Consider the following 12,900-nt stretch of genomic DNA (forward strand, 5'->3'; position numbering starts at 1 on the left):
CGCGAGGCCTGGGCTGATGTCCGTTATCTCTTAATTCGCAACGTTCGGACCCGGATACGGCGAAACCCGCGAGCGCCGGGGAGCACTCGCGGGTTTCGCGTTATTCGTCGAGCCGGTGTCAGGAGGCGATACGAGCGGCCTGCGGCCGGGCTCCTTTGGCGGCGGCGCGGACGCCGGCGGCGATGGCGACCACCGGCGGGATCCAGCGGGCCTCGTGCGGGGCGACGCCCCAGCAGGCCGCGCCGGCGGACAGCTTGCTCGGCGGCAGCGGGATGCCCGCGCCGTCGGAGTAGACGACCACGCCGGCCTCGCGCAGGGCCTCGATGGCGCGGGTGGCCTTGGCCAGGCCGGTGACGAGGTGGATCTCGCGGCGCTCGGCGCCCGGGATCTCGATGACCGGGCCGGTCAGGTCGTTGGCCCGCAGGTAGCGGCGCACGAACGCGGCGGTGTCGCCGGTGACCTCGATGCCCGCGATGTTCTCGTCGGTGACCAGGCAAACGCCATTGGCGGTTTCGGCGACCGTCCAGCCGCGCTGGATGTAGTCCTGCGCAGATTCCGCAACGGCTGACGAAAACGTCGTACGCACTGGTTTCTCCATTCCCCGGTAGATCTAGTTCCTGCTCTGCGTGGCGTATCGGAGCGGGGGGTTCAGGGCGTTACATACCCTTTTCCACCTCGAGTCCGTTTTTGTCGCAGAACGTCGTTCGTCCAGTCCGCTTCGGCCCGAAAGTGGCCGTGGCGCACCTGAGACACCTGGTCGCCCGACCGGCTCTGCCTGCGACAACGCGTCAAGGGCGCTGTCACTCGGTGCGGAGCCCGTCATCGGCCTGCCGGCGTGACGTGTTCTACAACACACTCTCTCGTCGTGCGGGCCTCCGGCGTTACCGGAGACACTGAATCGGCCGAAACCGGAGACACAGAATCGGCCGAACAGGTCTGCGGGAGAGGAGATCGTCGGCATGGCCGAACAACCGGGGGAGTTGGAACTCGAGGAGCTCGAGGAGCTCATCGAGGAAGGCCGCTGGGCCGCCTTCAAGGAGGCCGCCACCCGTCGCATGTCCCGCCGGCTCGCCGAGGGCGAGGACCCCGAGGAGCCGGTCGAACCCTTCACCAGCCCAGGCGCTTTCGGCGCCTGGAGCGTGGATGCCGCCCGCGCCCTGCTCGACCTGCAATTTCACCGCGCCGCCACCCGCACCCTGCTGCCGTTGGCGTATCTGCTGGGCCTGGCGGGCGCTTTCGCCATCCCGATCGTGGGAACCGTAGGGCTGTGGCGCATTTCGGCGTGGCTGGGGATCGTGTTCGCGGTGGTGTTCGCCGTGCCGCTGGGCCTGGTGATCGCCGCGGTGGTGCGCCTGCTGCTGGAATTCGTGCTCAACGCGTCCCGGCTGGCGGCGCGGGTCGAGCACATTTCCGATATGGCCGACGATCTGTTCCAGGCGCTCTCGGATGTGGCCGAACCGGTCAATCAGTTGTCCAAAGACGTTCAGGCAGTGCAATTCTGGCGCTTCCGCCGAAGGTCCTCCCGGAAGTAGCCTGGGTAGCGGCCCGTTCCGTCCGTGCCGGAGCCTGTCCCGCGTCCATGGATCGCTGAGTTTTCCTGTGCAACAATGCGATCGCAACACTGGTATAGGGGGACGAATGGCTCTACCGCAGGGGATTACCGGATCGACCGTGCCGCGCCGGCAGCTCGGCCGACACCTGCGCGACCTGCGAAATCGCGCGCGCATGACGACCAGGGTGGCGGCGCAGCGACTGGAATGGTCCGAGGCCAAGATCTGGCGCATCGAAACCGGCCAGACGTCTTTACGCAGTCTGGATGTCGAGGCCATGTGCCGGATCTACGGCGCACCGGAGGACGCGATCGAACCGCTCACCGCGCTGGCCCGCGAGACCAAGGCGCGCGGCTGGTGGACCGAGTTCAGCGACGTGATCGACGAGGGCTACGAGGTCTACATCGGGCTCGAGGAAGCCGCCGGAAAGCTGATCAGCTACGAGAACGAGCTGGTCCCGGGGCTTTTGCAGACCGAGCAGTACTACCGGGCGGTGCTGGCGGGGGCCTACCCCGGCATCTCGCCCGAGCAGCTGGACCGCCGCGTCCGGGTGCGCACCGCGCGCCAATCCCTGCTCACCCGCGCCGATTCGCCGCTGCAGCTGGATGTGGTGATCTCCGAGGCCGTGCTGTGGCACCGCGTCGGCGGTGACGAGGTGACCCGCGGCCAGCTCGACCGGCTGCACAAGCTCGGTGAGCTGCCCAATGTCCGGCTGCGCCTGCTGCGCGCCGAGTGCGGATACCACAACGGCATGGACGCGGGCCGCTTCGTGCTGCTCGAATTCCCCACCGCCGCAGGCGAACCCACCGAACCGCCGGTGGTGTACGTGGAATCGCTGACCGGATCCTCGTATCTCGACAAGGAGCCCGAGGTGGCCCGCTATCGCGAGGCCTTCGCCTCGGTGAGTTCCCTTGCGGTGGACGCGCTTCCGATCATCGAATCGGTGCGCGCCGCGCTCTAGGGCGCGGGTTCACCGGCCCAGGTTCTGGGCCAGCACCGCACGGTGTGTGGGCGCGGCCTGCTCGTACAGTTCGCGCCCCTTCGCCGTCACGCAGACGAAGATCGCGCGCCGATCGTTGGTGCACAGCGTGCGATCCACCAGGCCGTCGCGTTCCAGCCGCGCCACCGTGCGCGAGAGCGCGCTCTGGCTGAGGTAGATGTCATTGGCCAGATCGCTCATCTTGTAGCTGTCGCTACCGGACTCGATGAGGCGGTCCAGCGTCTCGAATTCGCTGAGCCCGATGTGGTGGCGGCCCTGCAGTTCCTTCTCCAGGGCGCACGAGGTGGACGCGTGCCGGGCCAGCAGCTCGCGCCACTCACCCACCAGCCCCGACGTCTCGAAAGACGTTGTCACAGGCCGGTCGACGGGCACTGTCGGCTTCGGCATGGGGGTCATCCTAGTCGCTCTCGCAAAATCATGCCACCGCATTAAATGCTTGTGCATTTGATGCGCGTGCATGTACCGTCCTCTCTCGTGACTTCCACCGAGATCCGCCCCGCAGTGAGCACCGCGGCCGACACCACGCAGTGGACGGCCCGGCTCTGGGGCATGCTCATCACCCTGTGCATCGTGCTGTTCCTCGACGGCCTCGACGTCTCGATGATCGGCGTCGCGCTGCCCTCGATCGGCACCGAACTCGACATCCAAACCTCCACCCTGCAGTGGCTGGTCAGCGGCTACGTGCTCGGTTACGGCGGCCTGCTGCTGCTCGGCGGCCGCACCGCCGACCTGCTGGGCCGCCGCAAGGTCTTCCTGATCGCCCTCGCCGTCTTCGCCCTGGCCTCGCTGGCCGGCGCGCTGGTCAGTTCGCCCGCGCTGCTGATCCTGACCCGCTTCGTGAAGGGCCTGGCCGCGGCGTTCACCGCGCCGACCGGACTGTCCATCATCACCACGAACTTCCAGGAGGGACCGGCCCGTAACAAGGCACTGTCCATCTACACCGTGTTCGGCGCGGGCGGCTACTCCATGGGCCTGCTGTTCGGCGGCCTGATGACCGGACTCGGCTGGCGCTGGACCTTCCTGCTGCCCGTCCCGATCGCGCTCGCCGCCCTGGCCGCCGCGTACTTCCTGGTCCCCCAGGACAAGCCCGCCGAAGAGGGCGGCCACGACCTGCTGGGCGCGCTGCTGTCCACCGCCACCATGCTGCTGCTGGTCTACACCGTCGTCTCCGCGCCCGCCGCGGGCTGGGCCTCGGTCCGCACCATCGGCTCGTTCGTCGCCGTCGCCGTGCTCGCCGCCGCCTTCGTCTACGTCGAGAACAAGGTGCGCTACCCGCTCGTCCGGCTGGGCATCCTGCGCAAGGGCACCCTGGTCCGGGCCAGCCTGGCCATCATCGCGGTCGGCGGCTCGTACTTCAGCTGGCAGTTCATCACCACGCTGTACCTGCAGGACACCCTCGGCTGGTCGCCGCTGAAGCTGGCGCTCGCGCTGCTGCCCGTCGGCCTGCTGGTGGTCGCCTCGGCCTTCGTCTCCGACAAGCTGGTCGACCGCTTCGGCACCGGCCCGATCATCGCGGTCACCATGGTGATCATGGGCATCGGCTACCTGCTGTACCTGCGCATCGACACCGCGCCGGACTACCTCACCGTGCTGCTGCCCGCGGTGCTGCTGGTCGGCATCGGCTGGGTCGGCTTCCCCGCCATCAATATTCAGGCCACCAGCGGTATCGACGACGACGAACAGGGCCTGGCGGCCGGTGTGCTGCAGACCGCCATGCAGGTCGGCGCGGCCATCGTGCTCGCGGTGACCACCGCCATCGTCACCTCGTCGGTGCCCAGCCACCCGACCCCGGCCGACATGCTCGACACCTACCGGCCGGGCCTGGAGTTCGCCGCCGGCGTCGCCATCGTCGGTGCCTTGGTCGCACTCTCGGCCTTCCTCCCGAAGGTCCGGGCGCGGCAGGCGGACCACGACGCGGAGGTCGAACTGGTCGGCTAGTCACCCGCCGACCGGGTCTGCCGCTCACACGGGTCCGGCCGGCATCCCGAAAACAGCCGAGGCGCACCGTTACTCACGGTGCGCCTCGGCTTTCGGCATTCGGGCGGAAGTCAGTGCGGCAGCTTCAAATCCGCCAGGCGCGGGGCCGCCGCGTCCTTGTCGGAGCGGACGAAGGTGAGCGGCTCGCCGTCGCGGCCCGTGGTCGGCCAGTCGATGGCCAGGTCCGGGTCGAAAGCGTCCAGGTCCCGGTCGAATTCGGGGGAGTACTCCAGCGAGCACAGGTAGTTCACGGTGGAGTTGTCCGCCAGCGACAGCAGCGCGTGCCCCAGCCCCTCGGCCAGGAACACCGACTTGCGCTCCACATCGTCGATGACGACCGCGTCCCAGGTCCCGAAGGTGGGGGAGTCGCGGCGCAGGTCCACCACCACGTCCAGGAACGCGCCGCGCACGCAGGTCACGTATTTGGCCTGGCCGGGCGGGGTCTCGGTGTAGTGGATGCCGCGCAGCACGCCCGCGGCCGAGGTGGAGATATTGACCTGCAGCAGATCGAAGGGCCGGCCCGTCGCCTTCTCGAACTCCGAGGCCTTGAACGACTCGTAGAAGACGCCGCGGTCGTCTCCGTGCAGCCGGGGCGTGAACTCCCACGCGCCCGGCACCGACAGTTCCCGAATCCGCATGCCTACTCCCAGGTTCGCCCGTGGCCCAGCAGGTCCATCAGGTACTTTCCATAGCCCGAGCGCACCAGGGGTTGCGCCAGCCGCTCGAGTTGCCCGTCGTCGATGAAGCCGAGCCGCCAGGCCACCTCTTCCGGCACGCCGATCTTCAGGCCCTGGCGTTCCTCGATGGTGCGCACGTAGTTGGCCGCGTCCAGCAGGGAGTCGAAGGTGCCGGTGTCGAGCCAGGCGGTGCCGCGGGCCAGCACCTGCACGCGCAGGCGGCCCTGCTCCAGGTAGGCGCGGTTGACGTCGGTGATCTCGTATTCGCCGCGGTCGGACGGTTTCAGGTCGCGGGCGATGGCGAGCACGTCGTTGTCGTAGAAGTACAGCCCCGGGATGGCGTAGTTGGAGCGCGGCTTGGCCGGCTTCTCCTCGATGGAAATCGCCCGGCCGTCGGCGAATTCGACCACGCCGTAGGCGGTGGGGTCGGAGACCCGGTAGGCGAACACCGCGCCGCCGTCCAGATCGTGGAAGGTCTGCAGCTGGGTGCCCAGACCGGGCCCGTGGAAGATGTTGTCGCCCAGCACCAGCGCCGCGCTGTCATTGCCGATGTGATCGGCGCCGAGCACGAAGGCGCGGGCCAGGCCGTCGGGTTCGGGCTGCACCACGTAGGAGATGTTCACCCCGAAGCGGCTGCCGTCGCCGAGCAGCCGGGTGAAGGCGTCCGCGTCCTCGGGGGTGGTGATCACCAGGATGTCCCGGATCCCCGCCAGCATGAGGGTGGACAGGGGGTAGTACACCATCGGTTTGTCGTACACCGGGACCAGCTGTTTGCTCACCCCGCGCGTGATCGGGTGCAACCGTGATCCGGTGCCCCCGGCCAGGATGATTCCGCGCATGTCACGACAGTCTGCCAGTTCTGCCGCGAACCGTGGCGGTCAGGTTCCGACTGGACCTCAGATCGATCACGGCCGTTTACCGGCGGACGAATCCGGCGATAACTGTTGCGTAGGTCACGTTCCCATGGTGTTCTGAAACAACGCTATGTGAGATGTCAGCGCCGACTCTCCGCGCGCCGGGTGCCGAGCCAGCCAATCGGTCCTTCCGGTCGAACGGCTCGGCGCGCCAACAACGAGGTAGGTGCGCGATGGCAATGCCCTATGACGGGACCGCTGTGGCCCGCGACGAAGTCGAGAACCCGGACCGTATCAGCGCCGCCGCGCGCACCCTGACCGCCTTCTCCCGGACCGTCATCCGGCCCGCCGGCGACCGTGCGACGGTCACCGTCGGTTCCATGCCGGTAGTCAGCACCGTGATCAACAGCCTCGCCAAACTGCGCCCCAGTCCGCGCGGCGTGGAGCGGGAGGAAGTGCGGCTCAAGGGCTTCCGCATCGAGATCGTGCGACCCGCCGGGGCCAGCAAATCCCTGCGCGACGGTGCGGTGCTGTACATGCACGGCGGCGGCTTCTTCCTGTGCGGCCTCGACACCCACCGCCCGGTGGTCGCGTCCCTGGCCCGGCGCACCGGACTGCCGGTGGTCAGTGTGGAATACCGGCAGCTGCCCAAGACCGACATCTCCGGATCCGTCGACGACTGCCTGACCGCCTACAAATGGCTGCTGGCACACGGGGTTCCGGCCGAGCGGGTGGTGTTCGCGGGCGACTCCGCCGGCGGTTACATGACCTTCGCCACCGCCCTGCGCGCCCGCGACACCGGACTCCCGGTCCCGGCCGGCCTGGTCGGGCTGAGCCCCGCGCTGGACCTGGACTGTGCCGAGAAGCGCGCCCACCCCAACTACCACCGCGACGCCCTGATCCCGTTGTCCGCCTTGGAATCCGTGGTGAAGATCGGCGCGGAGGTCGACGGCCGGCTGGATCCCCGCATGTCACCGGTCAACAATGTGCTCGCGGGCCTGCCGCCCGCGCTGCTCATCATCGCCGAGGACGAGGTGCTGCGCCGCGACAGCGAGGTGATGGCGCAGCGGATGGCCCAGTCGGGTGTGCCCGCCACGCTGGAGATCTGGCGCGGCCAGGTGCACGCGTTCCCGGCCATCTTCCCCAATATGCCCGAGAGCCGAGCCGCCCTGGCGCACGTGGCGCGGTTCGTCCGCGAGCGCATCGAATCCGCGAGCATCGCCCGCACAGCGTGAATCGTCATGCGCACAGCGTGATTCGATGATGTGGGGCTCGGGGCGCAGACCTCGGGCCCCACATCCCTCGACAACACGAAACCCCCGCCCGGATGATCCGGGCGGGGGTTTCGACGTACAGCGCGCGGTTACTCGGCCGGGGCCGAAGTACTACTTGGCCGGAGCCGGGGAGATGTGCGGGCCGTTGATGGTGGTGAAGTACTGGATCGCGGCGGCGATGGCGACCGGCGCGGTGATGAACAGCTGACCGGCGATGGTGCCCAGGAAGCCGATGGTCGAGGCGCCGACGAGGCAGCCGATGACCGGGCCGGCGCCGAACAGCGCGGCCAGCGGGGCGGAGGCCAGACCGGCGACACCGAAGCCGAGGACGCAGCCGACGGCCGCGGCGCCCAGGCCACCGACCAGGGTGGCGACGGTGGCGCCCAGCGCGATGGTGTCCTTCATGCGGTTCCAGGCGGCCTGCTCACGGTCGTAGTCCGACTTCCACGGAGCCTGGTCCTCGTAGGGGAGGGCGACATCCTTCACGTTCTGCGGCGTGTAGGTGGCGTGGTCCATGTCGTACTGCGGGGTCAGGGTCGCGGTGTGGTCGGAGATCTCCGCCGCGATCGGGAAGGTGAAGTCGTCCACCTGCAGCTTCAGCGGCATGCCGGCGACGATGTTGCCGTTGGCGGCCTTGATAACGAAGTTGCCGTTCTCGACAGCCATCGAGCCCGCGTCCGTGCGGATGATGGTGTTGGTCTCGGAGGCGGTGGCGGTGTAGTTGATCGCGCCGGCTTCCTCGGCGGGGGCGGCGTTCACGGTGCCGGCGGTAACGGCCATGGCAGCGGACACCAGCGCCGCGGTGGCGGCGAATTTCCTCATCAGCATTTGTTGAAACCTCATCGAAGAGCTCGGGGGGACAACACGAATCGAAATCGAGGACAGCTAACGAGCGGTGAACCCGTTGTGACCGTTCGTTCAAATTCTGTTCACCAAGTCGATCGCGCGGTTCGTAAGGTAGGGGAAAAGTCCTGCGTAGGAAAGGTTTTCGCGCAGATATACGATCGTCGTTACCGTTACCTCCGCACGTCCTTGTGACGAAGGTCACATGCGTCAATGTCGCAGTCGTGACGTTGGGTGCGCGAATGTCGCGGCCGGGGCATCGAATTGCGAAATGTAGACCGAGCGGCCCTCTTTCAATTAAGTACATTTGTTTCAACGGGATGACCGATTCCGCGCACGCGGGCCGCCCCGCAGGTGTAAGGGACGGCAACTTCCCGGACCCACCGCCGAGGTTCGCCACGGCCGTCGTAGTGTTTCGGTGTGCGATTGCTCGTAACCGGCGGGGCCGGCTTCATCGGCGCGAACTTCGTTCACCAGACGGTGACGCGGCGCGCGGGTGTCCACGTCACCGTGCTGGACAAACTCACCTACGCGGGCAACCGCGCCTCACTCGACCCGGTCGCGGACCGAATCGAGTTCGTGCACGGCGACATCGCCGATACCGCGCTGGTGGATCGCCTGGTCGGGGGTGTGGACGCGGTGGTGCATTTCGCCGCCGAATCGCACAACGACAATTCGCTGGCCGATCCGTGGCCCTTTGTCCAGACCAATATCGTCGGCACCTATTCGCTGCTCCAGGCCGTGCGCCGCCATCAGGTGCGCTACCACCACATCTCGACCGACGAGGTGTACGGCGACCTGGAACTCGACGATCCGGCGGCATTCGATCAGAACACGCCCTACAACCCGTCGAGTCCCTATTCGGCCACCAAGGCCTCCAGCGACATGCTGGTCCGCGCCTGGGTGCGTTCCTTCGGCGTGCGGGCCACAATCTCCAACTGCTCCAACAACTATGGGCCCTACCAGCACGTGGAGAAGTTCATCCCGCGTCAGATCACCAATTTGATCGACGGTGTCCGGCCCCGGCTCTACGGCGCCGGACATCAGGTGCGCGACTGGATCCACGTGGACGATCACAACAGCGCGGTCTGGGAAATCCTGGAGCGCGGGCGAATCGGCCAGACCTATCTGATCGGCGCCGACGGCGAACGCGACAACAAGTCCGTGGTGGAGTTGATCCTGGAGGCATTCGGCCGCGCCGCGGACGATTTCGATCATGTCACCGACCGCCCCGGCCACGACCTGCGCTACGCCATCGACGCCTCGCTGCTGCGCACCGAACTGGGCTGGGAGCCGGAGTACCGGGACTTCCGCAAGGGCCTGGCGGCCACCATCGACTGGTATCGGGACAACGAATCCTGGTGGCGGCCACAGAAGGCCGCGACCGAATCCGCGTACGCCGACGCGGGCGAAAAGGTGATCTAGACCGGTCCTGACCGACCCGGACAGCAACGCCGGGGCAATTCGCCCCGGCGTTGATCATCGCAGGTCACAGATGTTCCGGGTCAGCCCCAGACCAGGGTCGAGTACTTCACCACGGCCGCGATCAGCGCCACCGACGTGGCCGCCACCACGGTGAACGCCGCCGCCCGCGCCGGCACCCGGCCCGCGGCGTCGGCGAGTCGCAAGGGCACCCAGCGCAGCAGCACCGCCAGGCCCAGCACCGCCAGCGGCACGAAGTAGCGGCCCTGCACACCGTCGATGATGAAGTAGCCGACCGGCGTGAAGGACATGTACAGCGTCACGTAGATCATGGCCACGCTGGCCGCGATGGTCAGCAGCACCAGCCAGGTCCGCTTGCGGTCCGCGCCGGCGGGCGAGAAGCGCTCGGCCGCACCGAGGCTCATGCCGAAGGCCAGCAGCGCCGCCAGGATGGTGAGGGCGGGCACCTCCACGTAGGAGAAGCCGAGCTCACCGAAGAACTGGGTGAACCAGTGCTGGTCGCGGCGGGCGATGCTGTCGCCGAAGATCCGCAGGAAGTGGAACGGGTCGCTGAGAATGCCGTGCAGCTGGTCGCCGGGCCGCACCGTGCCCCACTGCTTCTCGGGCCGCATCAGGCTCATGCCGTCACCGGTCGGGGCGGCGATCTTCATCCAGCCCGCGAAGGACACCGCGCCGAGTCCGGCGGCCGCCCACGGCAGCGCCCGCTGCCACATCGCGACCCGCTCGCCGTCACCGAAACCGAAGCGGCGGGCCGGGATCAGCACGGTGAGCATGGCGATCAGCACGTAGGTCGGCTTGCAGACCGGCAGCAGCACGGTGGCGGCCAGCGCGGCCACCGTCTCCGGCTTGCTCAGCCGCTCGCCCAGGAACAGGCCCTTCACCACCAGCGCCGACACCAGCAGGGCGAGCGCGTTGGTGACGGTGTCCGCGGTGACGGTCCCGGCCTGGAACAGCGCGATGGGCAGCACCGCGACGGTGAAGGCCAGCCACTGCACCCGGTGCCCGCGCAGCGCGCGCAGCGCGAAGCCGACGATCAGCAGGTAGGCGAGCAGTCCGGCCCAGCGGGTGGCCAGCACCATGCCGCCGACGTTCAGGTCGAGGGCCTCGGCGATCCGGATGCCGGCCGCGGGCGGCAGGTACGGGATCGGGGAGTAGGCCGCGGTATTGGTGAACCACACCGGGGTGGTCTCGGCCGAGACGGCGGCCGCGCCGAGCTGGTCGTAGACGTGCGGGTCCAGGACCATGGGCTCCGGCTCGTCCGGGTTGTCCTGATAGTCGGTGAAGGCGTAGCTCATCAGCGCGTCGATGCTGACCGGCACGTCACCGCCCCAGGCCGGGCCGCGGTCGTCATGGATCTTCTGGGGCAGGAACCCGCCATGGGCGACCTGGTAGGCCCTACCGAACTGGGTGATCTCGTCGTGGCCCCAGAACGGGGGCGTGAGCACCGACCACACCGCGCCGAAGATGCCCGCGATCAGCACGAAAGCCACGGCGGCCGAACCGAATCGGCGTTCGATGCCGATCGCGGCGCGGCGCGGCCCGGCGGTCTTCGGGTCGGCCGGCGCGGCCGCGGGGTCGGGTTCGGCCGGGATCTTCTCGGGTGCCGCGATGGTGGTGCTCTCCGTCATCGAACCGAACCGCCGGAGTGGCCGCCGGGTTCGGTCTCGCCGACCGCGGCGTACCGCAGGTACATCAGGCGGGCCGCCTCGTGCCGGGAGCGGCGGATGCCGTCCAGGATCAGGCCGGCGGTCCAGGCCAGGCTGCCGAGCAGCAGCAGGGTGAAACCGAGGAACAGGGTCGGGAAGCGCGGGACCTGGTGGATCTCGTAGAACTCGATCACTATCGGCGTGATGAGCACCAGCGACACCAGCCACGACAGCGTGCCGAACAGGCCGTAGAAGGCGACCGGCCGCTCGTGCCGGGCCAGGCCGACGATCAGGCGCAGGATCTTGAAGCCGTCGCTGTAGGTGCGCAGTTTGGATTCGCTGCCCGCGGGCCGGTCCCGGAAGCCGACCGGCACGGCGGTCTGCGGAACGCCCAGGTGCTGCGAGTGCACGGTCAGTTCGGTCTCGATCTCGAACTCGCGCGACACCGCCGGGAACGACTTCACGAAGCGGCGGGAGAAGACCCGATAGCCGCTGAGCATGTCCTCGACGTTCTCGCCGAACACCTTGCCGACCACGCCGTTGAGCACCTTGTTGCCGGTCTCGTGCCCGGCCCGGTACGCCGACCCGGCCTCGACCTCGCGGCGCACGCCCAGCACGTGGTCGTAGGGGCCCGCGAGCAGGGTGCGGATCATCTCCGGCGCGGCGGCGGCGTCGTAGGTGTCGTCGCCGTCGACCATCAGATAGACATCGGCCTCGATATCGGCGAAGGCGCGGCGCACCACATTGCCCTTGCCCTTGCGGTTCTCGGTGCGCACGATCGCCCCGGCCGCGCGCGCCTTCTCGGCGGTGGCATCGGTGCTCAGGTTGTCGTAGACGTAGACGACGATGCCCGGGACGGCGGCCTGCAGGTCGGTGACGACCTTCGCGACGGCGGCCTCTTCGTTGTGACACGGCACGATGGCGGCTATACGAAGCTCGGTGGAGTCCACCCGGTCAATCCTCTGATCGGAGGCGAATATGAACACCGGGGAGGGTACCCGACCGTCACAGATATATGGGTCTTGCGGGGTTGGGGTACCGTCGGCCGGTGTCCGCGAACGAGTCCACGGCGGTGAGCGTGTCGTCGCCGAATACTTCCCTGACCGGGAAGGTCCGGGCCCTGCTGCAGCGCGGCGGGGCCTTCCTGGTGGTCGGCGCGATCGGCTTCGTGGTCGACGCGGGCACCTACAACCTGCTGGTTTTCCTGGGCGGCGAGGGGCCGTTGTTCCATCTCCCGCTGGTCGCCAAGATCATCGCGATCGGCGTGGCCACGGTGGTCACCTATTTCGGCAACAAGTGGTGGACCTACTCCGATCACGAGGGCGATACCGGGGCCCGGCACATTCTGACCTACGCCGCGCTGAATGTGATGGCCATCGGACTGCAATTGGGCTGTCTCGGCTTCTCCCGCTATGTGCTCGGACTGGACAGTCCGTTGGCGGACAACGTTTCCGGCACGCTGATCGGCCAGGCCGTCGCCATGGGCTTCCGATTCTGGGCCTACGGGAAATTCGTCTTCACCAATCCGGCCACGGGAACGAATAACGCCTGACACTGATATTGTCGGGCCGCCGAGCGTGACAGTGGCCCTGTGTTGAACAGTGCACGGCTCGCCGTGGGACCACGTCGGATGAGC

13 protein-coding genes are annotated in these 12,900 nt (G+C 68.0%); 6 read left to right on the forward strand and 7 right to left on the reverse strand.

Annotated features, from left to right (window positions below; translation table 11 throughout):
- Positions 1-118: 118 nt before the first annotated feature.
- Positions 119-586: a hypothetical protein gene (locus tag ACWELJ_RS07740; protein ID WP_452365389.1), complete on the reverse strand. Its 468-nt coding sequence runs from the start codon at positions 584-586 to the stop codon at positions 119-121.
- A 373-nt stretch (positions 587-959) separates the two neighbouring features.
- Here ACWELJ_RS07740 and ACWELJ_RS07745 point away from each other — a divergent pair, with 373 nt between their 5' ends.
- Complete coding sequence (locus ACWELJ_RS07745; protein WP_452365390.1) at positions 960-1,532, forward strand: DUF4282 domain-containing protein; 573 nt, start codon at positions 960-962, stop codon at positions 1,530-1,532.
- 106 nt (positions 1,533-1,638) lie between these two features.
- The gene (locus ACWELJ_RS07750) at positions 1,639-2,511 is read left to right on the forward strand and encodes a helix-turn-helix domain-containing protein (protein WP_452365391.1); all 873 of its coding nucleotides are present in this window, start codon (positions 1,639-1,641) and stop codon (positions 2,509-2,511) included.
- A 9-nt stretch (positions 2,512-2,520) separates the two neighbouring features.
- Here ACWELJ_RS07750 and ACWELJ_RS07755 read toward each other — a convergent pair whose 3' ends face one another.
- On the reverse strand, positions 2,521-2,937 hold the full coding sequence (locus ACWELJ_RS07755) for a MarR family transcriptional regulator (protein WP_452365392.1): 417 nt from the start codon (positions 2,935-2,937) through the stop codon (positions 2,521-2,523).
- A 60-nt stretch (positions 2,938-2,997) separates the two neighbouring features.
- Here ACWELJ_RS07755 and ACWELJ_RS07760 point away from each other — a divergent pair, with 60 nt between their 5' ends.
- Positions 2,998-4,488, forward strand: a complete 1,491-nt coding sequence (locus ACWELJ_RS07760; RefSeq protein ID WP_452365393.1) for an MFS transporter — start codon at positions 2,998-3,000, stop codon at positions 4,486-4,488.
- 110 nt (positions 4,489-4,598) lie between these two features.
- Here ACWELJ_RS07760 and ACWELJ_RS07765 read toward each other — a convergent pair whose 3' ends face one another.
- Positions 4,599-5,165 (reverse strand): dTDP-4-dehydrorhamnose 3,5-epimerase family protein, encoded by a 567-nt coding sequence (locus ACWELJ_RS07765; protein ID WP_452365394.1) that lies wholly within the window; start codon positions 5,163-5,165, stop codon positions 4,599-4,601.
- A 2-nt stretch (positions 5,166-5,167) separates the two neighbouring features.
- Complete coding sequence (gene rfbA / locus ACWELJ_RS07770) at positions 5,168-6,043, reverse strand: glucose-1-phosphate thymidylyltransferase RfbA (protein ID WP_452365395.1); 876 nt, start codon at positions 6,041-6,043, stop codon at positions 5,168-5,170.
- A gap of 248 nt (positions 6,044-6,291) precedes the next feature.
- Between rfbA and ACWELJ_RS07775 the strand changes: the two genes are divergently transcribed.
- The gene (locus ACWELJ_RS07775; protein ID WP_452365396.1) at positions 6,292-7,293 is read left to right on the forward strand and encodes an alpha/beta hydrolase; all 1,002 of its coding nucleotides are present in this window, start codon (positions 6,292-6,294) and stop codon (positions 7,291-7,293) included.
- Positions 7,294-7,443: 150 nt separating this feature from the next.
- On the opposite strand, the gene ACWELJ_RS07780 is transcribed toward ACWELJ_RS07775, so the two are convergent.
- Positions 7,444-8,160: a hypothetical protein gene (locus ACWELJ_RS07780; protein ID WP_452365397.1), complete on the reverse strand. Its 717-nt coding sequence runs from the start codon at positions 8,158-8,160 to the stop codon at positions 7,444-7,446.
- Between the two features lie 435 nt (positions 8,161-8,595).
- On the opposite strand from ACWELJ_RS07780, the gene rfbB reads away from it, so the two are divergent.
- On the forward strand, positions 8,596-9,600 hold the full coding sequence (rfbB, locus tag ACWELJ_RS07785) for a dTDP-glucose 4,6-dehydratase (RefSeq protein ID WP_452365398.1): 1,005 nt from the start codon (positions 8,596-8,598) through the stop codon (positions 9,598-9,600).
- An 80-nt stretch (positions 9,601-9,680) separates the two neighbouring features.
- Here the strand turns inward: rfbB and ACWELJ_RS07790 are convergent, their stop codons facing one another.
- Complete coding sequence (locus tag ACWELJ_RS07790) at positions 9,681-11,246, reverse strand: DUF2142 domain-containing protein (RefSeq protein ID WP_452365399.1); 1,566 nt, start codon at positions 11,244-11,246, stop codon at positions 9,681-9,683.
- The gene (locus tag ACWELJ_RS07795) at positions 11,243-12,214 is read right to left on the reverse strand and encodes a glycosyltransferase (protein ID WP_452365400.1); all 972 of its coding nucleotides are present in this window, start codon (positions 12,212-12,214) and stop codon (positions 11,243-11,245) included. The genes ACWELJ_RS07790 and ACWELJ_RS07795 overlap by 4 nt, the downstream gene beginning before the upstream one ends.
- 98 nt (positions 12,215-12,312) lie before the next feature.
- Here ACWELJ_RS07795 and ACWELJ_RS07800 point away from each other — a divergent pair, with 98 nt between their 5' ends.
- Complete coding sequence (locus ACWELJ_RS07800) at positions 12,313-12,816, forward strand: GtrA family protein (RefSeq protein ID WP_452365401.1); 504 nt, start codon at positions 12,313-12,315, stop codon at positions 12,814-12,816.
- The last annotated feature ends 84 nt before the right edge of the window (positions 12,817-12,900 follow it).

The organism is Nocardia sp. NPDC004582 (assembly GCF_053602115.1).